This window comes from Micromonospora sp. LOL_013 (genome assembly GCF_048060315.1).
Classification (GTDB): Bacteria; Actinomycetota; Actinomycetes; order Mycobacteriales; family Micromonosporaceae; genus Micromonospora_E.
This window is the reverse complement of the sequence record NZ_JBHMIQ010000008.1, coordinates 13,886-40,441: the sequence shown is the minus strand read 5'-3', so window position 1 is coordinate 40,441 and position 26,556 is coordinate 13,886. Positions and strand designations below refer to the sequence as shown.

At 70.8% G+C, this 26,556-nt stretch carries 27 protein-coding genes; 11 read left to right on the top strand and 16 right to left on the bottom strand.

Going from position 1 to position 26,556, the window contains the following annotated elements; all coding sequences use genetic code 11:
• Window positions 1-53: 53 nt before the first annotated feature.
• Window positions 54-680 carry a hypothetical protein gene (locus ACFHWS_RS07425; protein WP_416552488.1) on the bottom strand — a complete coding sequence of 209 codons (627 nt, stop codon included), beginning with the start codon at window positions 678-680 and terminating at the stop codon, window positions 54-56.
• A 114-nt stretch (window positions 681-794) separates the two neighbouring features.
• On the opposite strand from ACFHWS_RS07425, the gene ACFHWS_RS07420 reads away from it, so the two are divergent.
• Window positions 795-2,054: a GNAT family N-acetyltransferase gene (locus ACFHWS_RS07420; protein ID WP_416567875.1), complete on the top strand. Its 1,260-nt coding sequence runs from the start codon at window positions 795-797 to the stop codon at window positions 2,052-2,054.
• Between the two features lie 221 nt (window positions 2,055-2,275).
• A complete protein-coding gene (locus tag ACFHWS_RS07415) occupies window positions 2,276-2,578 on the top strand; it encodes a hypothetical protein (RefSeq protein ID WP_416567913.1) in 303 nt (100 codons plus the stop codon).
• Between the two features lie 57 nt (window positions 2,579-2,635).
• Here the strand turns inward: ACFHWS_RS07415 and ACFHWS_RS07410 are convergent, their stop codons facing one another.
• The 4 genes from ACFHWS_RS07410 to ACFHWS_RS07395 all read right to left on the bottom strand — a co-directional run bounded on the left by ACFHWS_RS07410 (window position 2,636) and on the right by ACFHWS_RS07395 (window position 5,611).
• Window positions 2,636-3,103: a ribose-5-phosphate isomerase gene (locus ACFHWS_RS07410; protein WP_416552483.1), complete on the bottom strand. Its 468-nt coding sequence runs from the start codon at window positions 3,101-3,103 to the stop codon at window positions 2,636-2,638.
• Window positions 3,104-3,168: 65 nt separating this feature from the next.
• Window positions 3,169-4,368 (bottom strand): DUF1015 family protein, encoded by a 1,200-nt coding sequence (locus ACFHWS_RS07405; protein ID WP_416552481.1) that lies wholly within the window; start codon window positions 4,366-4,368, stop codon window positions 3,169-3,171.
• 232 nt (window positions 4,369-4,600) lie between these two features.
• Window positions 4,601-4,834, bottom strand: a complete 234-nt coding sequence (locus ACFHWS_RS07400) for a hypothetical protein (protein WP_416552479.1) — start codon at window positions 4,832-4,834, stop codon at window positions 4,601-4,603.
• Window positions 4,835-4,984: 150 nt separating this feature from the next.
• Entirely contained in the window at window positions 4,985-5,611 is a 627-nt protein-coding gene (locus ACFHWS_RS07395) for a DsbA family protein (RefSeq protein WP_416552477.1), read from the bottom strand.
• A gap of 220 nt (window positions 5,612-5,831) precedes the next feature.
• On the opposite strand from ACFHWS_RS07395, the gene pepN reads away from it, so the two are divergent.
• Complete coding sequence (gene pepN / locus ACFHWS_RS07390) at window positions 5,832-8,384, top strand: aminopeptidase N (RefSeq protein ID WP_416567874.1); 2,553 nt, start codon at window positions 5,832-5,834, stop codon at window positions 8,382-8,384.
• 103 nt (window positions 8,385-8,487) lie between these two features.
• Here the strand turns inward: pepN and ACFHWS_RS07385 are convergent, their stop codons facing one another.
• Window positions 8,488-9,111 (bottom strand): GNAT family N-acetyltransferase, encoded by a 624-nt coding sequence (locus tag ACFHWS_RS07385; protein WP_416552758.1) that lies wholly within the window; start codon window positions 9,109-9,111, stop codon window positions 8,488-8,490.
• On the bottom strand, window positions 9,105-9,470 hold the full coding sequence (locus tag ACFHWS_RS07380) for a hypothetical protein (protein ID WP_416567873.1): 366 nt from the start codon (window positions 9,468-9,470) through the stop codon (window positions 9,105-9,107). Before ACFHWS_RS07380 ends, ACFHWS_RS07385 begins: the two co-directional genes overlap by 7 nt.
• Window positions 9,471-10,018: 548 nt before the next feature.
• Here ACFHWS_RS07380 and ACFHWS_RS07375 point away from each other — a divergent pair.
• Window positions 10,019-11,275, top strand: coding sequence for a helix-turn-helix domain-containing protein (locus ACFHWS_RS07375; RefSeq protein ID WP_416567872.1), 1,257 nt, complete (start codon window positions 10,019-10,021; stop codon window positions 11,273-11,275).
• 1 nt (window position 11,276) lies between these two features.
• A complete protein-coding gene (locus tag ACFHWS_RS07370; protein ID WP_416552470.1) occupies window positions 11,277-11,750 on the top strand; it encodes a hypothetical protein in 474 nt (157 codons plus the stop codon).
• Window positions 11,751-12,091: 341 nt separating this feature from the next.
• Here ACFHWS_RS07370 and ACFHWS_RS07365 read toward each other — a convergent pair whose 3' ends face one another.
• Window positions 12,092-12,352: a hypothetical protein gene (locus tag ACFHWS_RS07365; protein ID WP_416567871.1), complete on the bottom strand. Its 261-nt coding sequence runs from the start codon at window positions 12,350-12,352 to the stop codon at window positions 12,092-12,094.
• Window positions 12,353-13,138: 786 nt separating this feature from the next.
• Here ACFHWS_RS07365 and ACFHWS_RS07360 point away from each other — a divergent pair.
• Entirely contained in the window at window positions 13,139-14,173 is a 1,035-nt protein-coding gene (locus ACFHWS_RS07360; RefSeq protein ID WP_416552467.1) for an NAD(P)-dependent alcohol dehydrogenase, read from the top strand.
• Window positions 14,174-14,213: 40 nt separating this feature from the next.
• Here the strand turns inward: ACFHWS_RS07360 and ACFHWS_RS07355 are convergent, their stop codons facing one another.
• The 3 genes from ACFHWS_RS07355 to ACFHWS_RS07345 are packed head-to-tail and all read right to left on the bottom strand — an operon-like array spanning window position 14,214 to window position 16,451.
• Window positions 14,214-14,633, bottom strand: a complete 420-nt coding sequence (locus tag ACFHWS_RS07355; protein ID WP_416552465.1) for a DUF5130 family protein — start codon at window positions 14,631-14,633, stop codon at window positions 14,214-14,216.
• A complete protein-coding gene (locus ACFHWS_RS07350) occupies window positions 14,620-14,916 on the bottom strand; it encodes a hypothetical protein (protein WP_416567870.1) in 297 nt (98 codons plus the stop codon). Before ACFHWS_RS07350 ends, ACFHWS_RS07355 begins: the two co-directional genes overlap by 14 nt.
• A 26-nt stretch (window positions 14,917-14,942) precedes the next feature.
• Entirely contained in the window at window positions 14,943-16,451 is a 1,509-nt protein-coding gene (locus ACFHWS_RS07345; protein WP_416567869.1) for an amidase, read from the bottom strand.
• A gap of 214 nt (window positions 16,452-16,665) precedes the next feature.
• Between ACFHWS_RS07345 and ACFHWS_RS07340 the strand changes: the two genes are divergently transcribed.
• Together ACFHWS_RS07340 and ACFHWS_RS07335 are read left to right on the top strand one after the other, a co-directional pair.
• A complete protein-coding gene (locus ACFHWS_RS07340) occupies window positions 16,666-17,184 on the top strand; it encodes a hypothetical protein (protein WP_416552461.1) in 519 nt (172 codons plus the stop codon).
• 174 nt (window positions 17,185-17,358) lie between these two features.
• Window positions 17,359-18,261, top strand: a complete 903-nt coding sequence (locus ACFHWS_RS07335; protein ID WP_416552459.1) for a class F sortase — start codon at window positions 17,359-17,361, stop codon at window positions 18,259-18,261.
• 56 nt (window positions 18,262-18,317) lie between these two features.
• On the opposite strand, the gene ACFHWS_RS07330 is transcribed toward ACFHWS_RS07335, so the two are convergent.
• Window positions 18,318-18,854 (bottom strand): HNH endonuclease, encoded by a 537-nt coding sequence (locus ACFHWS_RS07330; protein WP_416552457.1) that lies wholly within the window; start codon window positions 18,852-18,854, stop codon window positions 18,318-18,320.
• 267 nt (window positions 18,855-19,121) lie between these two features.
• Between ACFHWS_RS07330 and ACFHWS_RS07325 the strand changes: the two genes are divergently transcribed.
• The 3 genes from ACFHWS_RS07325 (at window position 19,122) to ACFHWS_RS07315 (ending at window position 22,487) form a co-directional block, all read left to right on the top strand.
• Window positions 19,122-20,222 carry a mechanosensitive ion channel family protein gene (locus ACFHWS_RS07325; RefSeq protein ID WP_416552455.1) on the top strand — a complete coding sequence of 367 codons (1,101 nt, stop codon included), beginning with the start codon at window positions 19,122-19,124 and terminating at the stop codon, window positions 20,220-20,222.
• 266 nt (window positions 20,223-20,488) lie between these two features.
• A complete protein-coding gene (locus ACFHWS_RS07320; RefSeq protein WP_416552453.1) occupies window positions 20,489-21,937 on the top strand; it encodes an MFS transporter in 1,449 nt (482 codons plus the stop codon).
• A 19-nt stretch (window positions 21,938-21,956) separates the two neighbouring features.
• Window positions 21,957-22,487, top strand: a complete 531-nt coding sequence (locus ACFHWS_RS07315) for a globin (protein ID WP_416552452.1) — start codon at window positions 21,957-21,959, stop codon at window positions 22,485-22,487.
• 7 nt (window positions 22,488-22,494) lie between these two features.
• Here the strand turns inward: ACFHWS_RS07315 and ACFHWS_RS07310 are convergent, their stop codons facing one another.
• From ACFHWS_RS07310 to ettA, 4 genes are all read right to left on the bottom strand, one after another.
• The gene (locus ACFHWS_RS07310) at window positions 22,495-23,127 is read right to left on the bottom strand and encodes a YbjN domain-containing protein (RefSeq protein WP_416552450.1); all 633 of its coding nucleotides are present in this window, start codon (window positions 23,125-23,127) and stop codon (window positions 22,495-22,497) included.
• 129 nt (window positions 23,128-23,256) lie between these two features.
• The gene (locus ACFHWS_RS07305; protein ID WP_416567868.1) at window positions 23,257-24,030 is read right to left on the bottom strand and encodes a hypothetical protein; all 774 of its coding nucleotides are present in this window, start codon (window positions 24,028-24,030) and stop codon (window positions 23,257-23,259) included.
• Entirely contained in the window at window positions 24,027-24,446 is a 420-nt protein-coding gene (locus ACFHWS_RS07300) for an acyl-CoA thioesterase (RefSeq protein ID WP_416567912.1), read from the bottom strand. Before ACFHWS_RS07300 ends, ACFHWS_RS07305 begins: the two co-directional genes overlap by 4 nt.
• Window positions 24,447-24,528: 82 nt before the next feature.
• Window positions 24,529-26,205: an energy-dependent translational throttle protein EttA gene (gene ettA, locus ACFHWS_RS07295; RefSeq protein WP_416552446.1), complete on the bottom strand. Its 1,677-nt coding sequence runs from the start codon at window positions 26,203-26,205 to the stop codon at window positions 24,529-24,531.
• Window positions 26,206-26,556: the final 351 nt, after the last annotated feature.

Genomic DNA, 26,556 nt, shown 5'->3' with positions numbered 1-26,556 from the left:
GGTCAGAACGTCCCGCGCTCGGTCACAACGCAGGAACCCGGAAGCTCAGCACCTCAGAACCAACCAGCGAACCAGTTCCAGACGCTGACCACCCACTCGGTCTGCCGCAGGTAGGCGAACCCGACGACGATCAGGTACGCCCCGGTCACCATGTGCGAGGCACGGGCACCGTGCCGGACCCGACCCAGCTGGCGTTCCAGCACCACCCGGCCGATCACCCGGCACAGCGCGAACAGACCCGCCCCGACCAGCATCGTCAGCGCGAAGGTCAGCACCGGGCTGGCCAGGTCCCCCCGGGCGGAGATGGCCCAGACCCCCCAACAGACGAAGGCGAACAAGCCACCCAGCACGCTCCACTCGCCGCCACGACGGAGCTGGGCGAGCTGCTGACTCAGCGGTGGCCGGGGCGGCCGGATCCGGCCGTCCGACCAGCCCGGCCCGACCTCCGACGGCCAGCCTGTGCCGGTCGGCTCGTGCGACGCGGTGAACTCGGCGGTCGGCGGCGGCCCGCCCCGGCCGACCTGCGCCACCCCACGCCGGAAAAGGCCGGCGACACCCGGTGTCGTCGGCTGGTCCGCGTCCGGTGTCGTCGGCTGGTCCGCGTCCGCTGCGCCGGGGACCGTACGCTGCGGCGGCACCTCCACGGTCCGCTCGGCCCAGGGTGTATGCCGATCTGCCATCTTTCCTCCCCACGGGTGCGGGCGGACCCCCGTACCATTTAGACGCTCACATCCGAGAGTAGCGAGCCGGCAAATGACTCGCCGACCCCGCCACCGATCGGTTAGACAGAGCAGATGGATGCACCGTTTCCGATCCGGGCCGGCGTGCCGCAGGACTTCGACCCAGTGATGGAGCTGCTGCTGGCGGCCTTCCACCAGAACCCGGACCCGGACCTGCACCACGTCGAGCGGGACGTCTTCGAGTCGGACCGGTCGCTGGTGGTCACCGACGGCGACCGGATGGTCGGGCACGCGGGGGCGTACACCAGGGAGTTGACCGTGCCCGGCGCGATGCTGCCCGCCGCCCACGTCTCCATGGTCGTGGTCGCCCCGACCGACCGTCGGCGCGGGCTGCTGACCCGGCTGATGCACCGCCAGCTGCGCCAACTACGCGACGGCGGCGAATCGGTCGCGGTGCTGTGGGCCAGCGAGGGCCGCATCTACCCGCGGTACGGTTACGGGATGGCCGCACAGCGGCTGGAACTGGATGTCGACCTGCGGGAGACCCGGGTGCTCGACCCGACCGGCCCGGGCGCGGGTGCCGACCTGTCCGCTGGCCCTGGCGTCGGGTCGCTGCGCGTCGGCGACCCCGGGCAGCTGCGGCCCGAGCTGGCGGCGGTGTACGAACGGCTGCGCCCCAATCGTCCCGGCTGGTCCGGCCGGGACGACCGGTGGTGGCGGTACGTGCTGGCCGACGGCCCGGCCCGCCGATCCGGCCAGACCGCGCTGCGGGTGGTGCTGCACGACGGTCCGACCGGCCCGGACGGCTACGCCCTGTGGCGCACGGTGAGCGACTGGGACGCCCGTGGGCCGAAGGGCCGGGTACGGGTGACCGAGGCGGTGGCCGGCAGCGTCGACGGATACCGGGCCCTGTGGCGGTTCCTCACCGGCATCGACCTCAGCCGGACGCTCTCCTTCCGGTTCGCGGCGCTGGACGAGCCGCTGTTCCAACTGGTCGACGAGCCCCGGCAACTCGGTGCAGCGCTCGCCGACAGCCTCTGGGTGCGGCTGGTCGACGTCGCGGCGGCGCTGTCCGCCCGTCGGTACGCCACCGGAGTCGACGTGGTCGTCGACGTCACCGATCCGCTGCTGCCGGAGAACTCCGGCCGCTGGCGGCTGACCGGCGGCCGGGAACAGGCCCGCTGCGTACCCACCGACGAACCGGCGGACCTCGCCTGCGGGGTCGCCGATCTGGCGGCGGTGTACCTGGGCGGCCCGTCGCTGCGGTCGCTGGCCGACGCCGGCCGGGTGCGCGAGCTGCGCCACGGTGCGGTGGCCGAGGCCAACACCGCGTTCGGCTGGGACCGTGCCCCCGCCGGCATCGAGATCTTCTGAGCCGGTCGCGGTACGGTCGGCGGATGGCGGACTTCGAACGGCGCAGGCGACGGCACCGGCACGGCGGCCCGCCGCGACGCCCCGACAGCGGACCGGCCAGCGCCAGCACCGCTGAGGTGCACGACCCGGAGCAGGACGGTACGCCGGAGCCGGGCAGCACTCCGAGCACTCCGGAGCCGGACGGCAGGCCGGTACCAGGGCCGGGGCCGCGCCCGCAGCCACTGGGACCGCGTGCTCCGGAGCCGTCGCAGCGCGTCCCGGAGCCACCGCCGACGCACCGTCAGCGCCGGCAGACGTCGGGCCGTTCCGCCGGCGGCGGGTCCGGCGGCGACGACCGGGAAGCCGACCGTGGCCTGCGCGGACTGGTCGGTTCCGGCACCTCGCAGGTCAGCACCTCGGCAGCGCTGCGGGCGCGGGACGCGTCCCGCCCCAGTGAGGACGACCTCGCCCGGGCCGAGGAGACCCTGACCATCGTCCGCCGGCACTGGGTACCCCGGGAGGAACTGCCCCGCCGGGAGCGGTGAACCGGCCGGTTCCCCGCGAACCACCGGACGTTGGAACGCAGCGCGTGGCGTCCCTGGTCAGGGCAGCGCGGGCAACTCCCGGTCGACCTCGTACGCGGCGACCTGGGCGATCCGGCGGGCGTGCCGGTCGTTGCCGGAGAAACCGGTGGCCAGGAACGCCTCCACCAGCGTGGTCGCCTCGTCGAGGGTGTGCTGACGGGCGCCGATCGCGACGACGTTGGCGTCGTTGTGGGTGCGCGCCAGCTGCGCGGTCTCCAGGTTCCAGGCCAGGGCCGCCCGCACCCCGGGCACCTTGTTGGCGGCGATCTGCTCGCCATTGCCGGAGCCGCCGATCACCACTGCGAGGCTGCCCGGGTCGGCGACCACCCGGGTTCCGGCGTGCAGGCAGAACGCCGGGTAGTCGTCGTCCGGGTCGAACTCGTGCGGCCCGACGTCGGTCACCTCGTACCCCTGCTTGACGAGGTGGTTGACCAGATGCACCTTGAGCTCGTAGCCGGCGTGGTCGGCTGCCAGGTAGACGCGCATACCCGCAGTCTCTCAGCGCCGGCAGGTAGGCCGTACAGCCGGGTCAGCCGGTCCCGCGTAACGGCTCAGCCGATCTCGGCCAGCACCAGGCCGCCGCGCGCCTTCGGGGTGAACCAGGTGCTCTTGCGGGGCAGCTTCTGCCGGGCCAGGTTCACCGCGACGAAATCGTCGACGGTGACCGGGGCGATCAGCACGGCCAGCTCGGCCCGACCGGCGTCGACCTCGCCGGTGAGCCAGCTGGCCGGGTAGTCGCCGCCGACGTAGGTGATCCGCTTGTCGCCCGGGTCGAGGCCGAGCACACCGCGCAGCAGCACCCGCTCCACCAGGGCGTGGTCGAGGTTGTCCACCCGGTCACCGCCGCTGGTAGGCAGGGTGACCTGGTAGCCGCCTCCGGCCAGGTAGAGCCGTACCTCGCCGCCGACATCCGGAACCGTCGGCGCGCCGTCGAGCGCGGCCACCGCCGCACCGGCGGCCCGCAGCCCGGCCAGCGTCTCGTCCGGGCTCAGGGTCAGTTCGCTGACCAGCCGGTTGTACGGCTGGATGGCCACCGACGCGGGAGTGGTGACCACGGCCAGGAACCGGGACAGGCCGCCGGTCTGCGCGGCCAGACTGCGGTGGTTGCCGTCGGCGACGACCAGCTCACCGCCACCGGCCAGGGCACAGAGCCGCTGCTGCAGCTCTCCCGGACCGACCGGCCAGATTGCATGGGTACGGCCGGCCTGGTCCAGATCGGTCGCGGCCGGAGCGCCGGCGGCCTCCGCCGCCTCGGCGAGCGCGGCGTGCAGCTCGTCGCCGCGCCCGGTCTGCAGCAGCAGCACCGGGGAGAGCAGATGTCCGACCGCCTCGGCGAGCGCCACCCGCTCCCGGACCTTGGCGATGAACACGTCCTCGTTGCGGATCACCAGGCCCGGTTCGTCGGCGCTGGTGGAGATCTGGTCGGTGTCGACCATAACGAACAGGCCGTACGCAGCCGCGTCGCTGGCCGGCTCGGTGATCCGGTAGAGCACGGCGACCTGCTCGGCCGGCGTGTAGCTACCGTCGGCGCGGGCCTCGGCGAGCCGTCGGGCGGCCGACGGCAGGCAGTCGAGAAACGACCGGCCGAGGCTGTCCGGCGCCCGGTGCGGCATCTCCACTGCCAGCGCGCTACGGGGATTCGCCCCGATGATCGCGGTGATCTCGGCGTCGTCGGCGAACTCGTCGTAGTTCTGCGCACCAGTCTCACCGGTGGTGATCCAGGCGCGGGGAATCGGGTGAACGACCGTCATGGCGCGGACGCTACCGGCGGGGTCCGCTGTGACGACCGATACATCGGCCGTGTCCACCGGATGGACGCCGACCTGGTCGCCGGACCGGCCCGACGGACGCGGGCCCGGGGGCCCGGGGCCCGGGGGCCCCGGGGGCCCGGGGGCCCGGGGGCCCCGGCAAGTGGAACGGACAGCGGCCCGGTCGCCCGGGCCGCTGTCGACGGCGGTGGTCGCAGTGACCGGCCGGACCGGATCACCCGACCGGGGTCGGGCGCCGGTGCCGGCCGCCGGACCGGGCCGCTGGGACCGTGCCGACCGTCGACGCCGGCAGCCCCGACGGTACGGCGACCGGCACCCGCTCCGCCTCGTGGACCGACGGTTCCCGCCGGTGCCGGCTGCCGTCACTCGGCGCGCCCCAGACCTGGGCTGCGATCGCCTCGCGCAGCACGGGCAGATCCCAGTAGTCGGAGTCGATGTCGACCAGCATGTTGACCTCCGATGCGTCGGTGTGGCCCGGTCTCCTACCGGGCCGGCGGGGTGAACATCCTGGGCAACGACGTGGCCTGGGACGCGTCACGTGCGCCGCGCAGCGACACGCCGGGCGACGTGGAACTCGTCGCCGACACCGACAAATTGGTCAGTCGAACGTGGGATCCACCTCGCGGGACCGCTTCAGCTCGTAGAATCCCGGCGTCCCGGCGACCAGCAGCACACCGTCCCAGAGCCGCCCTGCGGCCTCCCCGCGCGGCACCGGGGTGATCACCGGGCCGAAGAACGCGACCGGGCCGGCACCCTCCGGGCCCGGGGCGTGGATCACCGGCGTACCGACGTCCATCCCGACCGGGGCCATCCCGGCGGCGTGGCTGGCCCGCAGCGGGCCGTCCCAGGCCGGATCGTCGGCGGCGGCGGCCAGCGCCGGGTCCAGCCCGGCCTCGGTCAACGCGGCGGTGTAAAGCTCCGGTGCGGTCGGCTGCTTCTCCAGGTGGATCCGGTTGCCCAGCGCGGTGTAGAGCGCCCGTACCGCAGCGTCGTCGTGGTCCTGCTGGACCGCGACGGCGACCCGGACCGCCCCCCAGGCCCCGTCGAGCAGCTTCCGGTAGCTCTCCGGCAGGTCACGGCCCTCGTTGAGCACGGCCAGGCTCATCACCCGGAACCGCACGTCGACCGGCCGGACCTGTTCGACCTCCAACAACCAACGTGAGGTGATCCAGGCCCACGGGCACAACGGATCGAAGTACATGTCCACGGTCTGACGGTCCGACATCAGACTCTCCTTCTTTTTGTCCGGCGGCTGTCCGCCGCCATTGTCCGGGTCACCTCGCCAGACGGCGCCCCAACCCACCAAGTCCAGGATCTGGGCCGGCCTCGCCAGGCCCCCACGACGTGAAAGACTTGGCCGAACGGGGTCATTCCCAGCTGTCCCCGACGCCGCCGACGTCGACGTCGGCGGTTGAACGATTGGACGGAGGCACACGGTGGCTGGAGTGCGCAATCTGACCCAGGTCGAGGCGGCCGAACGCGCCCGCCTGCTCGACGTGACCGGGTATGACATCCACCTCGACCTGTCCGCCGCCGGCAGCGCAACGGACAACCGGGTGTTCCGCTCGACGACAACGGTCACCTTCCGTTGCACCGAGCCCGGAGCCAGCACGTTCATCGAGGTGGCGGCGGACCAGCTACACTCGGCGACGCTGAACGGCCAGCGACTCGACCCGTCCGGCTGGTCGGCCGAGTCCGGGCTGGCCCTGCCGGGCCTGGCTGCGGAGAACACGCTGGTCGTCGAGGCCGACTTCATCTACTCGGCCAGTGGGCAGGGGCTGCACCGCAGCCTCGACCCGGTCGACGGCGAGACGTACCTGTACAGCCAGTTCGAGACCGCGGACGCGCAGCGGGTGTTCGCCTGCTTCGACCAGCCCGACCTGAAGAGCGTCTACACCTGGCACGCTGTCGTGCCGGCCCACTGGCGGGTCATCTCGAACATGCCGGTGGCCACCGAGGAGCCGGCCGGGCCGGACACCAAGACCGTCCACTTCGCCGAGTCGGCCCGGATGAGCACCTACATCACCGCGCTGTGCGCCGGCCCGTACCACGAGGTGCGACGCAGCCACGACGGCGTCGACCTGGGCTACTTCTGCCGGGCCAGCATGGCCGAGCACCTCGACGTCGACGACCTGCACCTGATCACCGCGCAGGGTTTCGACTTCTTCCAGGCCCAGTTCGGGGTCCGCTACCCGCTGCCCAAGTACGACCAGATCTGGGTGCCGGACTTCAACGCCGGTGCGATGGAGAACTTCGGCGCGGTCACCCACGCCGAGGCGCACTACATCTTCCGTTCCCAGGTGACCGACTTCGAGTACGAGCAGCGGGCCAACACCGTGCTGCACGAGCTGGCCCACATGTGGTTCGGCAACCTGGTGACCATGCGCTGGTGGAACGACCTGTGGTTGAACGAGTCGTTCGCCGAATGGGCCAGCCACTGGTGCAACTCGGAGGCGACCCGGTTCACCGACGCCTGGACCACCTTCCTGTCGGTCCGCAAGAACTGGGGCTACCGGCAGGACCAGCTCTCCTCCACCCATCCGGTCTACTGCGAGATGCCGGACCTGGAGGCGGTCGAGGTCAACTTCGACGGCATCACGTACGCCAAGGGCGCCAGCGTGCTCAAGCAGCTCGTCGCGTACGTCGGTCTGGAGCCCTTCCTCGCCGGTCTGCGCACCTACTTCCAGCGGCACGCCTGGGGCAACGCCACCTTCGACGACCTGCTCTCCGAGCTGGAGGCCGCCTCCGGCCGGGAGCTGCGCAAATTCGCCGCCCAGTGGTTGGAGACCGCCCAGGTCAACACGCTGCGGCCGGAGTTGTCGGTCGGCCCGGACGGCACCTACCAGCAGGTCACGGTGCTTCAGGAGGCACCGGCCGGGCACCCGACGCTGCGTACCCACCGGATCGGGGTCGGTCTCTACGACCTGACCGACGGCCGGCTGGTCCGCCGGCACCGGGTCGAGGTCGACATCAGCGGTGAGCGCACCGAGCTGACCGGGCTGGCCGGGCTGCCCGCCGCCGACGTGCTGCTGCTCAACGACGACGACCTGAGCTACACCAAGCTGCGGCTCGACCCGGCGTCAATGGCCAACGTGGTGCAGCACATCAGCGCGTTCGAGTCGTCGCTGGCGCGGGCACTGTGCTGGGCGGCGGCCTGGGACATGGTCCGGGACGGGGAACTCGCCGCGCGCGACTACGTCGCCCTGGTGCTCACCGGGCTGCCCAACGAGACCGACATCAACCTGGTGACCGCGACCCTGCGGCAGGCCACCAACACGCTGACGTTCTACGCCGAGCCGGGCTGGGCGGCGCAGGGCTGGGCCGACCTGGCCCGTACCGCCCGGACGGCGCTGCAGGCGGCGGAGCCGGGCAGCGGTTTCCAGCTGGCCTGGGCGCGCAGCTACGCCACGGCGGCCCGCTCCGACGGCGACCTGGCGGTGCTGCGTGGCTGGCTCGACGGGGCAGATGTGGTGCCGGGGCTGACCATCGACACCGAGCTGCGCTGGACGGTGCTGCAGTCGTTGGCCGCCAACGGTGCCGCCACCGGCGAGCAGATCGACGCGGAGCTGGCCCGGGACCGGACCGCCAGCGGTGAGCGGGAGGCAGCGCTGGCCCGCGCCCTGCTGCCGGACCCGGCCAACAAGGCCGCCATCTGGGCCAAGCTGACCGGGCCGGACAGCCTGCCGAACTGGCAGCACCGGGCGTTGCTGCAAGGCTTCCAGCACTCGACGCAGGTGGAGCTGACCGAGCCGTACCGGACGGCGTACTTCGACGTGGTGGGCCGGATCTGGGCCACCCGGGACAGCGAGCCGGCGCAGGAGTTCGTCACGCTCGCCTACCCGGCGTACCTGGTCTCCGAGGAAACCGTCGCGGCGACGGACGAATGGCTGGCCGGCGAGGGTCACCCGGCTCCGCTGCGCCGGCTGGTCGCCGAGGGCCGCGACGGGGTGGTCCGGGCGTTGACCGCACGGGCCACCGACACGGCCGCCGCCCGCTGAGCGACTCCCGTCCCGGGCATCATCGAGGTGAGGCTGAGACACCTTACGACGCAGATTTGAGGTGTCTCAGCCTCACCTCGATGCAGGACCTCGGGTCACCTGGTCAGCCGACGCGCAGTGCGGCGGCCAGGGGTGGTTGGTCGGGTGGTGCGCCGCCCCGGCGCATCGCCCACAGCGGCGGTCCGCCGGCCGGCAGGTGCGCCACCCGGACGATCCGGTAGCCGTTGCGCAGGTGGAACGCCTGGGAGCGTGGGCTGCTCGCCTCGACCACCGCCGGCATGCCGATCCGGTCCAACCGGGTGTGGTGCGCGGCCAGCAGCGCCGACCCGATCCCCTGCCGTCTCAGCCAGGGTGCCGCCGCCAGGAACGCCAGGTGGTGGTGTCGGCCGGTCGCTTCCACGCGGCCGGCGGTGAAGGTGTAGTGCGCGTACGGGCCGTGCCGGTCGCCGCAGGCGCGCAACCGCCGCCGCTGATGCTCCGCACCGAGCAGCCGGTCGAACGGGTGCGGGTACCAGATCGCTACCCCGTCGCAGTGCCCGACCACGTCGACGATCCCGTGCCGGACGGCGAACTCCAGCTCGGCGGTGAAGAACCGGTGCATCGTCAGATAGCGCAGCGCATGGTCGCCGATCAGCCAGGACACCACCGGGTCCAGCACACACGACTGCGCCAACAACTCCGCCAACGGCTCCACGTCGGCGGCCGTCGCCGGCCGTACGGTCAGCATGGCCGCCACGTCCACACCAGGAACCGGTCGAACAACTCGGCCGCGGTGACGTCGGGCAGGTCGAACGCCGCCTCGGTCATCCGCTCAACCATGTACGTCGCCAACGCGACCGGCCCGAACACCCCCGCCAACTCGACCCGCGCCACCAGACACGGCCACGATTCGCCGCAACCGGCACACGACCACGACGGCCGCACCGCCACATGACCACCACCACCGCCGCTGTCGGCCGCCGGCTCCGCGCCGGGCACATCGCGGTACGCCGCACCCGCGCCCCGGCCGACCCCAGGTCGCCCGTCATGCCGGACCACCAGCACCCCACCACCAGCGGCGGCCAACTCCCGCAACTCTGCCCTCACCGCGACCACCGGCCACGGTTCACCCGAGCCGCATCCACCGCCGCCCGCCCCACAGCACCAGCCCGACCAGCACCCGCCGAACCAGGCACGCCGGACGGGCCCGTCGGGCTGAACCGCATCGAATGCCGAGGCGCACACTCCGGACACCGCAACGTCGCCCCACACACCGGACACCACCGCTGCTTCACCCGGAACGTGAAGAAGCCGACGCACAACCCGCCCAGCGCCGCCAACACGACTCCTACCAAGGTCAACACTCTTGATCCTCCCCACCACGCCGGTGCGGCCGTGGCCAATCGGCGTGCTCCTGATCGTCTGAGTTGTCCTGTCGCGGATCGCGACGACACGCAGCTTGACGATCACAGATAGTCAGCGCCACTCCCAGCGGCATAGGAATCAAGATCTATACCTTCAGGCATACGCCTCCGACACGGAAGCGGCATAGTAGAGGAGGTCCGGTTCGCTTTCCTAGCGGACGGACGCGCAGCACCGCAGGAGGGACAGATGCAAGAGCAGGAACCAACGCCGAGCTGCGCAGGCATGAGCAAATGATCAAGCTGCCACCCGAGATCCTGGAGCGAGTAGATGTCCGCCAGGCGTTGAAGGCCGGCGACTGGGCTACCGTCCTTCAGGTCGTCACGACCCAAACTCGGGTGTCGCAGACGGAGATCGCGCAAGCCGTTGGCATATCGCAGCCACACGTTTCCCGCCTGCTCACCGGACGGAGCCGAGATCCGGGGCTTCGCACCGTGCGGGCACTTTGCGACGGCCTGGGGATACCTCGATCTCTGGCCGGCTTGCTGGATGAACAGGAGAGTGACACGAACCGCCGCCAATTCGTCGCCGCAGCCGCAGCAGCCACGCGGGTTGCCCTGGTCGGCACAGCTGCTGGAGGCGTTCCCCTCGAATCACGCGACGACGAGCAACTACTGACCATCCCCTCGACCACCTACCGCAGGCTGGAGCAGCGCATGCCTGCGCGTAGCCTGCTTCCGCCGGTGAGCGCACACCTCGCGCTCATCCGCCAACTCGCATCGCGGAACGAACGCTCACCTGTGCACACCCGCCAGCTCTACTCGGTGCTCAGCGAAACCGCCGGGCTGACCGCCTGGCTGTACGTGGATGTCGACGACCGAGCCAACGCCCGCCGACACTACCAACTCGCGGTCCACGCGGCAGATCGGTCTGGACACCCGCTGCTACTCGCATACATGCAGGCTGGCCTGGGCCAGTTCGCAGCGAACTGCGGCGACGCACGCGAAGCCGTCCAGATCGTCGCATCCGCTCGCCGCGCCCTTCCCCGCTCAGCGCCCGCCATCTCCACAGTCTGGATGGACGCGATCGAATCACTCGCGCTCGCTGAGGCTGGCGACAAAAAGTCGCTGCACCTCTTGAACCACGCCGAGGATCGCCTAGCGAAGGCCCGGAACGATGAACCTGTCTGGCCTTGGATCTTCCGCTTCGATCACCAAAAACTGGCGTCGTTTCGAGCGCAAGTCGCAAGCAAGCTGGATCAACCAAGCCTGGCCAGCCGGGCGCTCTCTATAGCAGCCAGCGGTCCAGCCCAGAGTCCGAAGACCAAAGCCCTATCAGACGTCCTACGAGCCCAGATCCTGGCGAAGTCTGGACGCCTCGACGAGGCATGCAACATCGCCTGTGAGGCTTTCGACGCAGGCAAGAAGTACGAGTCAGAGAAGATCCTCCAATCAGTCTCGCGGTTCCGCGAATCCCTCGGAGGACGGGCCGGAAAACTGACGCTCGATCTGGACGAACGACTCTACGGAAGATACCAGGAGGATCGCTAAGTTGCGGATTGCCATCACCGGACATCGCGGACTGAACGACGAAGTCACAGCCAAGGTCACCGAAACCTTGAACATGAGGCTGTCCGAAGTCAAGGAGGAAATCGTCGGCCTAACCTGCCTCGCCGACGGAGCCGATCAACTCTTTGCCGAGGCGGTGCTCCGGCACGGCGGTCAGCTTGAAGTCGTCGTCCCCGCCCAGGAGTACCGCGACGGACTACCCGAGCACGCCCATGCTGCGTACGACAAGTTGATCAGCCAGGCCGTAGCTGTCCACCGCTGCGACTACCACATCTCCGACTCGACTGCCCACATGGCCGCAAGCGAGTTGATGGTCGACCAATCGGATCAGCTCTTCGCCGTTTGGGACGGCATGCCCGCCCGAAGCTACGGCGGAACCGCCGACGTCGTCGCCTACGCCGAAAACAACGGCGTCCCAGTGACAGTCATCTGGCCACCCGGTACCCATCGTGACTGAGTCTCGCTGGCAGCGGGCGTGTGGCCAGGAAACGGCGGTGGGTATCGGCGTGGCCTCGGTTCGCCAGCGAGCTGCAGTGATCACCGGAACCAACCCAACGACATCCCCGGCAGGGCCAACACCGCCTCGCCTGCGGAAAAGCCGGCCATACCCCTGTAAGGCGGCCAGCACCTTCGCCTGGCTGGCCATACTTCTTTCGACGACCGAGCCGCTGGCCAACTCTTCTACAAACGCAGCCTACTCCCCTGGTAACGGATTGAACGGCGGGGTCAATCGGTCGCAGAGCCGAGGGATCGACTCGCCGTCACACAACTGGTAGATTTGGATTGAATCTACACTATTCAGCGAACCAATAGCGAACCAGCTTCTTGATATTCACTTCCGGGCGCACCCCCCCCGGCGTACTCGACGCCGCAACCGATCGACACGCTTGCGTGACCTTCGGCATAATCGAAAACCGTCGTGTACATGGCTGTTTCCGCCCCAAAGCAAAAGACCTCATCACCAGTATCGGATGGCAGGCTATTGAGATAGGCAACAGCCTCTCGTGCGGCCGCTCCCTCGATCACATGAGTCTCCGACAACTGAGAGACCGCGTCCACGCCCGGAGCAGGATAGACACAAAGCAAAGCTCTCCTAGGCGCGAGCGGAAGTAAATCCCCACCCCTAGTCGATGACAGCGCGGGCCTCCAGGAAACGTCTCTGGTCGGAGGGCAGTGGGCTGGACCCGCAGTGACAGGCGGAGGGAGTTCTGCCGCATCGCCCCCGTCTTGCGCCCAGAAGGTGGCGACGGCCACCAGCCCTGCCGCAGATAGACCTACTGTCGCTGCGAGCCTCATTCGCCCTCCGGCTACCATATGACACCTTTCCGAGCAACTAGGATTCAGTATACATTAGGATGCGTGACCCGACGTGGAAGTTCCAAGGAATCACGGCGTTCTTGGATATGCGCCAAAGAGACGGATTACATCGTGCCAATCCTGAAAGACCATCTTGTTACCACTAGCGCCGCCTCCGCTGACAATTCCCTTCGCCCTCACTTATTCCTGTACCCATCGAATACCTATCCTCCGGCATCGCCTGCAGCTACTGCAGGTTGCAGCTGCACCCACGTCAACATCCTGGTGAACATCTCTGCCCACCGGCCTTGCGCAGTCAGTGAGTAGTCCGGCGAACTGGGCTGCACCGGCGGCAGCCCGATTTACGACGAGTAAGGCGGGTGGGGCCGTTAGGTGATCTTGAAGCTCCCAGCGCTCCCAGCACCTCCGAGAACTTCTACCGACCCAAACCGCAGCTGCCTGCAGGCGGGACGGGGGCGGCTCAGCCTCGGCGGGTGACCCGGGGCGGTTCGGCGGACGCAGTGCGCGGGCCGGGCCGACGCTGTGGGTATGCGTGCCATCCAACTCACCGCGCCCGGCACCCTCGAACTCGTCGACGTGCCGACACCGAAGCCCGGCCCGGGCGAAATCCTGCTGGCCACGGCGGCGGTCGGCGCCTGCCACTCGGACCTGCACATCCTCGACTCCCCCGCCGGGGTCTTCCCGACCCCGATGACCATCGGCCACGAGATCGCCGGCCGGGTCGCCCAGCTCGGTCCGGGGGTGACCGGATGGGCCGAAGGGGACACTGCGGCGGTGTACGGGATCATCGGCTGTGGTCGCTGCCGGGCCTGCCTGCGCGGGCTGGAGAACCAGTGCCGCACCGTACCGGTCGGCGGGGTCGGCATCAGCCGCGACGGTGGGCTCGCCGACCACGTGGTGGTGCCGGCGGACCGGCTGCTGCCGCTCGGCGGGCTGGACCCGGTGCAGGCGGCACCGCTGACCGACGCCGGGCTCACCCCGTACCACGCGATCTCCCTCGGCCGGGACGCGCTGCGGCCCGGCACCCACGCGGTGGTGATCGGGGTCGGCGGCCTCGGCCACATGGCGGTGCAGATCCTGGCGGTGACCACCGCCGTCACGATCATCGCGGTGGACACCAGCGACGCCGCGCTGCGGCTGGCCAAACGGATGGGCGCACACCACACCGTGCAGGCCGGCCCGACAGCGGTCGACCAGATCCGCGAGCTCACCGGCCCGGCCCCGGACGGCGCCGACGTGGTGCTCGACTTCGTCTGCGTGGACGCCACCCTGGACACCGCCCGACAGGTGGTGTCGACCGGCGGTCATCTGACGATGGTCGGCCTCGGCGGCGGTACGCTGCGGATCGAGGCGACCGTCGAAGGCCCGCCGCCGGTGCCGATGGAGACCAGCGCGGTCATCCCGTTCTGGGGCACCCGCGCCGACCTGACCGAGGTGATCGCGCTCGGCCGCCAGGGCCTGCTCCGCGCCGAGGTGCAGACCTTCCCGCTGACCGAGGCGGTGCAGGCGTACCAGCAGTTGCGGGACGGGAAGATCCACGGCCGTGCCGTGCTGGTCCCCTGACCGGCGAGGGTGACTGGGAGGTCCCGTAAGGCTGGATCTGTCAGGCGCGGCCGGCCCGGGACGCCAGCTGGTCGATCCCGCTGACCAGGCCGCCGGCCAGGTCACCGCCGCCGAATGAGGCCACCATGGACAGCGCGGCGAGCTTCGCGTCCCGGTCCGGGATCCGCTTACGGGCCTCGGCACCGGTCACGACCTCCAGCACCCGCTGGTTCGGCGACACGGCGATGAGCACAGCGTCGTCCGGGTCAGCCAGCTGCCGGTGCAGCGTCACCGCGTACTCCCGGGTCGGCTCCTCCAGCTCACCGACGTAGATGCTGAACGCGAGACCGGTGGCCGAGTCGGCCAGCCGCAATGCCTCGTCGAGCCGGAGCAACTGTCGGGTGCCGAACGGTCCCGGCAGGGTCGCGCTCGTCCGGGTGGACTCGCTGGACTGCTCGTGGGCCTGCTCACCAACGGTCACTTGCGCCTCCCGTCGCGCCCGGGCGGGGCTGCCCGCCGCCGGGGGTGGCCGCCTCGATCGCCGCCGGCTCGGTGCCGGCCGGCAGCGCCGCCGCCGGGGTCCCGGTCGACCGGTCGCCGGACGAGACGTACCAGACCGGGCTGAAGTCGAACTGCCGGCCGGGCCGGTAGCGGCGGTCCGCGCCGCCGCGCCCGCCGATCATCGCCAGACCGGCCACCACGAGCACGATGACCGCCGGGATCACGACGAAGAAGAGCACCGTGTTGGTAACAGACAATCTCAACGCCCCCCGGCATCGGTTCAAGGGACTCAGCGGATGTCTGGAGTGGTGGACCTGGCCACACCGCCAGCCCGTTCCGGCTCAGACGCCTTCACGGTAGCGGAGGGCCCGGCCCGCCAGATCTCCGGGTGCCGACCGGGCCAGCCGGTCCGCTCCTCCAGCTGAGCGGCCGTGGCCAGCACGGTGGCGTCCGCGCCACTGCGGCCGGTCAGCAGGACTCCCACCGGCTGCCCGGCCGCACTCTGCGCCACCGGGACGGACACCGACGGTTGCCCAGTGACGTTGAACACCGCACAGTACGGCGAGAAGCGCCGCTGCCGGTCGAAGTCCTCGGCCGGGTCACCCGTTTCGGTGAACCAGCCGACCGGTGCCTGCGGGGCACTCAGCGTCGGGCACAGCAGCAGGTCCAGCCCGACCACCGCGTGCATCGCCCGGCGCACCTGGACCTGCAGCTCGGCCAGGGTGGCGACCAGCGTCGCGGCGCTGACCGCGTTGCCCCGGCGACGCAGCAGCCGGGTCAACGGCAGCAGCCGCGCCTCCCGTTCCGGCGGCACCGGGGCCAGCGCGAGCACGTACCAGACGGTCTCGAACAGTGGCCACAGGTCCGGGCCGAGTGGCGCCGGGACGTCGACCACCTCGTGGCCGGCGTCGGCGAGCAGCGCGGCCGCCGTGTCCACCGCCGCCCGGCAGTCCGGGTGCACCGGCTCGTCGGCGAGCATCGGGGTGGTGAACCGGCCGATCCGCAGCCGTCCGGGGTCCGCTCGACGGGCCGCCGCCAGGTAGCCGCCGGGCGGCGGGGGCGGCGCCAGGTACGGCTCGCCGGGCACCGGCACCGCCATCGCGTCGAGCATCGCGGCCGCGTCGGCGATGGTCCGGGCGATCGGTCCGTGGCTGGGCAGGCCGAACCCGCCGGCGCCGAGCGGGCCGCCGGAGACGACCCCCCGGGTCGGTTTGTAGCCGACCAGGCCGCAGAGGGCGGCCGGGATCCGGCACGAACCGCCGCCGTCGGAGCCCTGGGCGAACGGCACCAGCCCGGCGGCCACCGCCGCCGCCGCTCCCCCGCTGGAGCCGCCGGCGGTGCTGGCCAGGTCCCACGGGTTACGCGCCGGCGGTGCCACCTCCCCCTCGGTGTAGAGCGAACAGCCCAGCTCGGCGGCGGTGGTCTTGCCGAGGCTGACGGTGCCGGCGGCACGCAGCAGGCGGACCACGTCCGCGTCGACGCTCGGCACGTAGTCGGCGAACGCCGCCGAGCCGAAGGTGGTGCGGACCCCGGCGGTGAGGGTGAGGTCCTTGATGGCCACCGGTACGCCGTACAGCGGGCCGGGGTGCTGCCGGGTCCGGGTGCCCGGCGGGACCCGGTCGAGGGCGTGGGCCTGTTCCCGGGCGTGGTCGGCGGTGACCGTGACGAACGCCCCGACGGTGTCCGAGAGGGCTTCGATCCGCGCCAGGTAGTACTCAATGATCTCGCTGCCGCTCAGCTCGCCCCGGCGGATCGCGGCGGCCTGCTCCAACGCGGTCAGATCATGGATCTGCGACATTGACCGATTTTGGCAGGTCACTAGCCGGCCGCAGCGGCCAGGTACGGGTGACCTGACCGGGCGCTGGTTCACCCGGGAGGGGGAGGCATAGCCGGCGTCGGGACGGGAAGTCGGGCGAGCGGGCTCCGGCCGTCGGCACGGCACACCGGTCGCCGCCGACACAGCCGGCATCGCCGGCCGGCCGGAGCGTAGTCGGGGGGAGATCATGCCAGGAGTGAGCCATCCGGTCCGCACGCTGGCCGGGCTCGCCGCCGCCGTGCTGATCGGCACGGTGGCGGCCGGGGTCGACGCGTCGCCGGCGTACGCGGGCAGCACCTACGTGGAGGCCGATCCGAGCACCGTGAACGCCGGTGGCCGGGTGACCATCCGGGCCAGCTGCGGGGACGACAACACCAGCCAGGCAACAGTCGAGTCGGACGCGTTCGGGCGGGTGATCGTGATGCCGGACCAGGATCTGCTGACCGCTCAAGTGACGGTGCCCGGCAGCAAGCGGCCCGGGCGCTACCCGGTGGACCTGCAGTGTCAGAACGGAAACACGGCGACAACCACCCTGACCGTGACCGGCACGGCGCACCCGACCAGAGGCCCGGACGCCGGAGGCGGCGGCACCGCGTCGGCCAGCACCGGCTCCGGCGGCTCGGCCCTGCTGGTCGGCGGTATCGTCGCGATCGGGCTGGGCGCCGGGATCGGGCTGTTCGCGATGCGCCGTCGACGCGCCGACTCCGGCGCGTGACCAGCGGGCGGCCAGATGGTCCGTCCTACCCCGGCTGGCGGCCGCCCGGGCGGCTGGGTGCTTCCGTTCCTGACCCAGGTAACGGCGGCGGGTACCACGGCGCACACGGTGGCACCCCGGGTTTCGACCTACGGTCAGCCGAGGCCGACACCGCCAGATTGGCCGACGGACGAAGTGGGGGATCCGCCGGCGGATGAGCCGACGGACGCAGCAGCGTACCCGGCGATCCCCGGCACGGCCCGCGGGGTGGCCCGTGCCCCGCTGCGCGGGGTGGCCGCGGTGCCGGGTGTCGCCGGTCACCGTGGCGTCAACGGGCCCGCCGCCAACCGTCGTGCACCGCACGGCCCACCCCGGCAACGGCGGGGCTGGCCCGGGTTCGGGTCGCTGCGCCCGGGTCGACGCCGGGCCGAGACGGCTGCCGCCCAGCGGGTGGCGGTGGGTGGCTACCGGGGGCGTCCGGACGCGCCGTCACGGTGGAGTCCGGTCGCGCTGGTGCTGATCGTGGCGGGCGTCTTCGTCGCCGGGTTCGGCTTCGAACGGGTGACCGGCACCCCGCTCGGGCAGTGGCTGCCCGGAGCGCACCGCGCGACGCCCGAGACGCACCCGCCGTTGGGTGCCAGCGACCCGGTCAGCCTCGCCATCCCGGCGTTGAACCTGCAGGCCGCGGTGCACGACGTCGGGTTGGCCGAGGACGGCACGATCGCGGTTCCGGAACTGAACCGGCACAACGAGGCCGGGTGGTACGTGGCCAGCCCGACGCCGGGCGAGAACGGCCCGGCGGTCATCGTCGGCCACGTCGACACCAGTACCGGTCCGTCGGTGTTCCACCGGGCCGCCACGCTGCACTCGGGCGCGCAGATCCAGGTCCGCCGGATGGACCGGTCGGTGGCGCTGTTCGAGGTCACCTCGGTAGAGCAGTTCGACAAGTCGTCCCTGCCGGTGGATCGGGTGTACGACGACTTCAGTCACCCCGGGCTGCGGCTGATCACCTGCGGTGGCCAGTGGGTCGGGGGTTCCACCGGGTACGCGGACAACGTCGTCGTCTTCGCGTCACTGATCGGCGCCCAGCACGGCTGACCTCCGCAGCCGGCTCGGGCGGCGGACCGGCCTGCTCAAGACAGCGCCCAGCCGGCTCAGGCGGCGGCTTCGGACTCGGACAGGTCGAGCCAGTCGGCCCAGCGCGGATCCGGCGCACGGTGCCCGAGCACCCGCCAGGCGGTGCCCCTCGGGGCGGCCGGCGGGGATGGCAGCCGCCAGCCCAGCTCGGCCGGGGTCCGGTCGCCCTTGCTGTGGTTGCAGCGGGCGCACGCGGCGACGACGTTCTCCCAGATGTGCCGGCCACCACGGCTGCGGGGAAAGACGTGGTCGATGGTCTCCGCCGGGCCCCGACAGTACGCGCACCGCCAGCCATCGCGGGCGAAGATCGCCCGGCGGGAAAGGCCGACGTGCGTCCGGTAGGGCACCCGCACGTAGCGGGTGAGCCGCACCACCGACGGCACCGGCAGACAGTGCCGGGCACTGTGCAGCATGCCCTCGCCGTCGGCGACGCAGACCGCCTTGGCGGACAGGACCAGGATCGCGGCCCGGCGTACGGATACGACACACAGCGGCTCATACGTCGCGTTGAGCACCAACGAACCGGAGCCCACCGCGGGTCGTATGTCAGGCATCCCGCTCACCCTCTCGGTCGTGTTCCCGCCCGCTCCTAGTGCCGACTACGACTCGACGCGGACCGACGGTCGGACCGCGACCGGCGCTGGCGAATCGCCAGCGCCCGTGCGCCAATAGTCCCCGATAGATGACCCAAATGCACGTACTATTCGGGCCTGACCCCTCGGGCGTTCGGCCGAGGGCTGGTCGCTGACCTGTTTCGCCTGGTCAGGCCGACGGTGTAGGTCGGCCGCCGACCGGGCAGGGCGGTACGGTACGAATTGACGGTGACCGCACGATTGCCCGCCCGCGCTGACCCCGAGCCTCCCGACCCGGCGACCGGGGCAGCGGCGACCGACCCGCCGTACCAGTGGGCTCAACCGGAGCCGCAGCCCTCGGTGAGCCCGGTGTGCCCCGACGACGACCCGGTCTGCAGCCAGGTGCTCGATTGGACCGGGCTGCCGTGGCTGGCGGAGGGAAGCTTCTGGCTACTGGTCAAACCCCTGCGGATCGTGCTGATCGTCGTGGTGGCGGTGGTGCTGCGGTACCTGCTGCATCGGGCCATCCGCCGGTTGGTGACCAGCACCTCGACGGTCGCCGGGCCGACCATCCTGCGGCCGTTGCGGGAACGGACACCGCCGGCTGGGACGGTGGTGATGCCGGAACGGCGGCGGCAACGCGCCGAGGCGATCGGCTCGGTGCTGCGCAGCACGGTGAGCGCGACCGTATTCGGGATCGCCGTACTGCTGGTGCTTGGCGAACTGAGCTTCAACCTGGCACCGCTGCTGGCCAGCGCCGGCATCGCCGGTATCGCGCTGGGTTTCGGGGCGCAGACCCTGGTTAAGGACTTGCTCGCCGGGCTGTTCATGCTGCTGGAGGATCAGTACGGCGTCGGCGACCTCGTCGACCTGGGCGAGGCCACCGGCGTGGTCGAGGCGGTGGGTCTGCGGATCACCACGGTCCGGGACGCCCGGGGCGTGCTCTGGTACATCCGCAACGGGGAAATCATCCGGGTCGGCAACAAGAGCCAGGGCTGGGCCATGGTGGTGGTCGACATGCCGGTCGGCTTCGCCGACACCGAGCAGGCCACTGCGGTGCTGCGTACCGCTGCCCTGGGGGTGGCCGCCGACGAGGAGATGGCCGGTCACTTCGTGGAGCCGCCGGACGTGCTCGGCGTCGAGCAGGTCACGGTCGACGGCGCGGTGATCCGTACCGTCGCCAAGACCACCTCCGAGGGGCAGTTCGTGGTGGGCCGCGAGTTGCGCCGTCAACTGGCCGCGGCACTGCACACCTCCGGGATCTCGGCACAGATCGTAGCCGGGCGGATGTTCGTCACCCGCGGGTCGGGAGGTGGGCAGGAGGAGCCCGGCCAGGGCGGAACGACTTGACCGATCACCGGGACGGCGTGTCCGAGTACCGGGACGACGTGTACACCTCGGCCGACTAGCAGGGACTATGCACCGTATGGCGGTCTGGTTGTCATCCGAATGTTTAGTCGGAGTGACGACAAACCAGCCGTTCACACTAGCCAGATGTCACCCGATCGGGCATGATCCGGGACGAGTGTCATCGGAGTGTCACCACCACTTCGCTCAGCCGTACGTCCGGGACGTTCCCCGGTAGCACCCGCCACGAGCGGGTGCCGCCGAGAACGATGGAGGCGCCGTCCGTGTCCGACGAGGCACAAACCGCCGGGAGTCCGGCGACCTTCCGTGAGGTGTTCGCGGCGGGTGAGTTCCGCTTTCTTTTCGTCTCGGTGGCGCTGTCCTGGATCGGCGACTACATCGCGAAGGCAGCGGTCACCGTCCTGGTCTACCGGGAGACGGAGTCGGTGGCCCTGTCGGCCGCCGCCTTCGCGGTCAGCTTCCTGCCCTGGTTGATCGGCGGCCCGCTGCTCACCACGGTCGCCGAGCGGCACCCGTACCACCGGGTAATGATCACCACCGATCTGATCCGGATGGCCCTGATCGCCGTGGTCGCCACCCCCGGTCTGCCGGTCTGGGCGATGATCAGTCTGCTGTTCTGCACCACCCTGGCGAATCCGCCGAACCAGGCCGCCCGGTCCGCGCTGATGCCCACCGTGCTGACCGGTGACCGGCTGATCGTGGGGCTGTCGCTGATCGCCAGCACCGGCCAGCTCGCCCAGGTCGGCGGCTACATCGCCGGCGCGGCAATCGCCTCCGTCAACCCACGGGCGGCGTTGCTGTTGAACGCGACCACCTTCGCCGTCTCGGCCCTGGTGATCCGGCTCGGGGTCCGGGCCCGGCCGGCGGCCACCACCCCGGACCGCCGCCAACACCTGCTCCGCGAGACCGCCGAGGGCTTCCAACTGGTGTGGCGTACCGACGTGCTGCGGGCCATCGCGATCCTGGTCTGGACGGTCCCGCTGTTCGCCATCGTGCCAGAGGGGTTGGCCGCCGCTTGGGCGGCCGAGCCGGGAGTGACCGACTCCGAGCGGGGTCTCGCCCAGGCGATGATCATGGCGGCGAGTCCGACCGGCTACATCGTCGGCGGGCTGCTGATCGGCCGGCTGGTCCGTCCGGGCCGCCGACGCAGACTGATCCGGCCATTCGCGGTGATCGCCCCGCTGGCGCTGGTCCCCACTCTGCTCGACCCGTCTCCGCCGGTGGTGGCGGTGCTCGCCGGGGTCTGCGGCTTCGCGGTGGCCGGTCTGCTGCCGGTGACCAACGGGCTGTTCGTCCAGGCGTTGCCGCACGGTTACCGGGCCCGCGCGTTCGGCGTGATCGCAACCGGCATCCAGGTCGGCCAGGGAGCCGCGGTGCTGGCCACCGGCCTGCTCGCCGACCGGTTCGACATCCCGACGGTGGTCGGGGTGTGGAGCATGACCGGTGCGGTGGTGATCTCCCTGGCGCTGCTGCGGTGGCCGGCCGAGGAGCGCTTCGACGCGGCGATCGCCGCCGTCGCAGCCGCTCCCGGTGTCGCGACCGGCGGTGGTTCCAGCACAGCCGGCACAGGGACCGCCGCCACAACGGAGACACCGGGCACTTCCGCCGGCTCTTCCACTGGCGCGGCGGCCAGCAACGGCAACCCCGTACCGCAGGCCCGTGACACGCAGCAGGCCGACGAGGTCGGCAGCGCCTGAGCCCGCGCTGGCGCCCACCATGCCCGCACCATGCCGCACCGGGGACCGCCGGGCGCGGACCGGCTGGCAGGATGGAGTGGTGACAGCGTCAGATCCTGCCAACGACTCGGCCGGCGCGGCGCCCGCAGCCGGCGGTCCCGCCCCGACCTTCTTCGCCGCCATCGGCGGCGAACCCGCCTTCCGCCGGCTCGTTGACGAGTTCTATGCCGGCGTCGCCACCGATCCGCTGCTCCGCCCGATGTACCCGGAGCAGGATCTGGGGCCGGCTGCGGAGCGACTGACACTGTTCCTGATGCAGTACTGGGGCGGCCCCGGCACGTACTCCGAGCAGCGTGGGCACCCCCGGCTGCGGATGCGGCACGCACCGTTCCGGATCGGTCCGGCGGAGCGGGACGCCTGGTTGACCCACATGCGCCGGGCGGTCGACCGGCTGGATCTGCATCCGGAGCTCGCCGGGATGCTCTGGGACTACCTGGAGCGTGCCGCCTACTTCATGGTGAACGAGATGGACCCGTCCGATCCGCCCCGGCGCGACCTGGCCAGCGGCTGACCGGCCGTCAGAGCAGGGCGCCCTCGTCGTGCAGCCAGTCGACGAAACCGGTCGCCACGGCCGCTCCGCAGTCCAGCAGCTCGACCAGCAGCGCGTCGTTGGCTCCGGCAGCGAGCGGGACCTGCAGCTCGGCGTAGATGGGCAACTGGCCCCGGTCGGTAGGGTCGCCGACGTACGCCTTGCAGAACCGTCTGGTGTGGTTCCACTCGTTGACCACCCGGTAGGCACGGTCGGCCCAGTCGGGCGGCACGGTGGAGTGCGGTCGGGCGCGGACCACCAGGATCTCGTCCTCCGGCCCTTCGAGGGTGAACAGGACAGCGTGCCGCTCCCACATCGCCAGCAGGCTGCCGTCACCGTCCGCGAGATACCGAATGTCCAACATGTCCAGTGCGGTGCCGATGCGACGGAGGGTCACCGGCACCACCTGCGGCGAGAGCTCCTTGCCCGCAGCCGCCGACGGCATCGGGCAGGACGGCCCCACAGGCCTGGTCGGCCCGAGTTCGGTCGACGACCGGGGCGTCTGCTCCGGCGTTCGTGGCGCAGGCGGGCCAAGCCGGACACCGCTGTCCACTCCGGTCCTGCTTCGGGCATCCGGCTCGCCGCCATCTACGTGACCGGAGCGCCACGACCACCATGGCATTATCCGCACCTCACTCCCCAGCGGATCCGGGTGCCTACGTTGCGTCGGATCCGAGGCCCGACGGTACCCGGATAGCCGTTCCTAAGCACCCCCCCAACGGACCCCCTGAACCAGAGGGATGAGGGAGCATCATACTTTCGGCTGAGTGATCGTAGGCGTGAGCGCAAGATCGTTAACTTTTTTCGTCCAGGCAACCCCGAACGGCGCGTCAAGCGCTACCCAATTACCTACTGTCCTGACCCGTACCACCGATTGAGGTGGATCCGCAGGGCGGCCCGGCAGGTCAGTCCGGTCCCGACAGTCGACCGGCTCCGGCCGACCGACCGGCCCCTCGGTCGTGCCGAGGAAGCCCATCCGGGCCACCGCCTGCACCAGCCCTTGGCGGATCTCGATCCGCCCGCCGGTCGGACCGTCGTCGGTCACCACTACGGCCACGTGGTCGAGCAGGGCGTCCCGTACCGCCCGCTGGCCCACCGCCCGGCCACCGACGCCCTGCGTCTCGGCTGCCCGCAGGGTGCCGGCCGCCGCCACCGCGACCCGGCGCAGATCGGCCGCCGGCACCACCTCGACGGCCCGCGACGGCCCGGGCGGCAACGGCCACCGCCACACGCTGTCCCGGCGCGGCGGCAACGCGGTGGAGACCGCCGTCAGCCGGGCCAGCAGCTCTGCCGCGGACACCGTGGCGTCCCCCGGGCCAGGCCCCGCCACGGTCCGCTGCACCAGGACCGCCCACGGCAGGCGGGCCCAGAGCTCGGTGCGGTCCCGGCCGGCCGACCGCAGCCGCACCGGTGCGTCGGGGTCCAGCCGGACCAGCCGGGCCAGGAACGCGCCGGCGTCGGTCAGCCCGGTCAGCCGGTGACCCCCCGACGCCGGGTCAGCCCGGGGTGTACGGCCGGCCATCATGCCTCGGTGGCGGCCGGTCGGACGTACGGCAGCAGGAAGGCCCGCTCCGCCTCGGTCAGCCGGCGCGGCCGCCCCTGCTCCAGGTCGAACGGCACCAGCACCGAACGGGCCCGGCTGACCAGCAGGTCGCCGACGAACATCTCGTAGGCGACCGTGAACCGCGACGGCCGGACCTGTTCGATCCAGAGTTCGATCCGGACGGCCGGTGCCTGGTCGGCAGTCGACCGGCCCATCCGGTAGTCGACCGGGCGCAGGTAGTCGACCTCGTGCCGGTGGATCAGCACCCCGTCGGCGAACGAACCGACGCCCCAGGCCCGCCCGCCGGAGAACATCAACGCGACCCGGGCCTCCTCGTACAGCGTCAGGAATCGGGCGTTGTTGACGTGCCCGTACGCGTCGAGGTCGGACCAGCGCAGCGCGGCGTGGAACGTGTAGCGCTGACCACCGCCGGCGGCCGGGACCTCGCCGGTCGTCGACGAGCCCCCGGCCAGTGCCGCATCAGTCACGGGTCAGCTTGCGGTAGGTCACCCGGTGCGGCCGGGCCGCTTCCGCGCCGAGCCGGTCGATCTTGTTCTTCTCGTACGCCTCGAAGTTGCCCTCGAACCAGAACCACTTCGCCGGGTTGGTGTCGTCGCCCTCCCAGGCCAGGATGTGCGTGGCGACCCGGTCCAGGAACATCCGGTCGTGGGAGATGACCACGGCGCAGCCGGGGAACTCCAGCAACGCGTTCTCCAGGCTGGACAGCGTCTCCACGTCGAGGTCGTTGGTCGGCTCGTCGAGCAGGATGACGTTGCCGCCGATCTTCAGGGTTAGCGCCAGGTTGAGCCGGTTACGTTCACCACCGGACAGCACCTTGGTCGGCTTCTGCTGGTCGGGGCCCTTGAAGCCGAACGCGGCCACGTACGCCCGGGACGGCATCTCGACCTTGCCAACCATCAGGTGGTCCAGCCCGTCGGAGACCACCTCCCAGACCGTCTTGCTGCTGTCCAGGCCGGAGCGGTTCTGGTCGACGTACGACAGCTGCACCGTCTCGCCGACCCGGACCTGGCCGCTGTCCGGCTGCTCCAGCCCGACGATCGTCTTGAACAGGGTGGTCTTACCGACGCCGTTCGGACCGATGATGCCGACGATGCCGTTGCGCGGCAGCGAGAAGCTCAGGTCGTCGATCAGGACCCGGTCGCCGAAGCCCTTTTTCAGGTTCACCGCCTCGATGACGGTGTTGCCCAGCCGCGGCCCCGGCGGGATCTGGATCTCCTCGAAGTCCAGCTTGCGGGTCTTCTCCGCTTCGCTGGCCATCTCCTCGTAGCGGTCCAGCCGGGCCCGGGACTTGGTCTGGCGCGCCTTGGCGTTGGACCGGACCCATTCCAGTTCCTCGCCGAGGCGCTTCTTCAGCTTGGCGTCGCGACGACCCTCGACCGCCAGCCGGGCGGCCTTCTTTTCCAGGTACGTGGAGTAGTTACCCTCGTACGGATAGGTCCGGCCACGGTCCAGCTCGAGGATCCAGTTGGCGACGTTGTCCAGGAAGTAGCGGTCGTGGGTGATCGCCATCACGGTGCCGGCGTACTTGGCCAGGTGCTGCTCCAGCCAGTGCACGCTCTCCGCGTCCAGGTGGTTGGTGGGCTCGTCGAGCAGCAGCAGGTCCGGCGCCTCCAGCAACAGTTTGCACAGCGCAACGCGGCGGCGTTCACCGCCGGAGAGCTGGGTCACCTCGGCGTCCGGCGGCGGACAGCGCAGCGCGTCCATCGCGAGTTCGAGTTTGGAGTCGATGTCCCAGGCGTCGGCGTGGTCCAGCTCCTCCTGCAGCTGACCCATCTTGGTCATCAGCTCGTCGGAGTAGTCGGTGGCCATCTGCTCGGCGATCTTGTTGAACCGCTCCAGCTTCGCCTTGGTCTCGGCGACCGCCTCCTCGATGTTGCCGAGCACCGTCTTCGCGTCGTTGAGCGGTGGTTCCTGGGCGAGCATGCCGACGGTGTAGCCGGGCATCAGCCGGGCGTCGCCGTTGCTCGGCCGGTCCAAGCCCGCCATGATCTTGAGCAGGCTGGACTTACCGGCGCCGTTCGGGCCGACCACACCGATCTTGGCGCCCGGCAGGAAGTTGAGCGTCACGTTGTCCAGCACGACCTTGTCGCCGTGCGCCTTGCGCGCCTTCTCCAGGACGTAGATGAACTGGGCCACGGTGCGGCCTACCTCCAGAACTCTCGTGGGACCCGTCGGTACGGGCAGGTCACGACCTCCGCGCACCGGCCGCCGGCACCGACCGGAGCGGCTGCGGGTGGTACGCGGTACGCGGTCGTGCTCGGTACGACGGTCCGATCGGTGCGTACGCCGTTGTCAATCCTGACAGGTCCGACGCCCCAGCCGCACCTCACCCCACCGGACGGCCGGGATCTTCGCGCCGGTGTTACCTGCCTCATTGCGCCCGGCCGGGTTTCGATGTCCTGATCAGCTGGGCACCAAGAGGGGGACGGGAGTCCGCCCGCCTGGCCCGCACAGTACGCTCATGGCGGTCCCGTAATCACCGGAGGT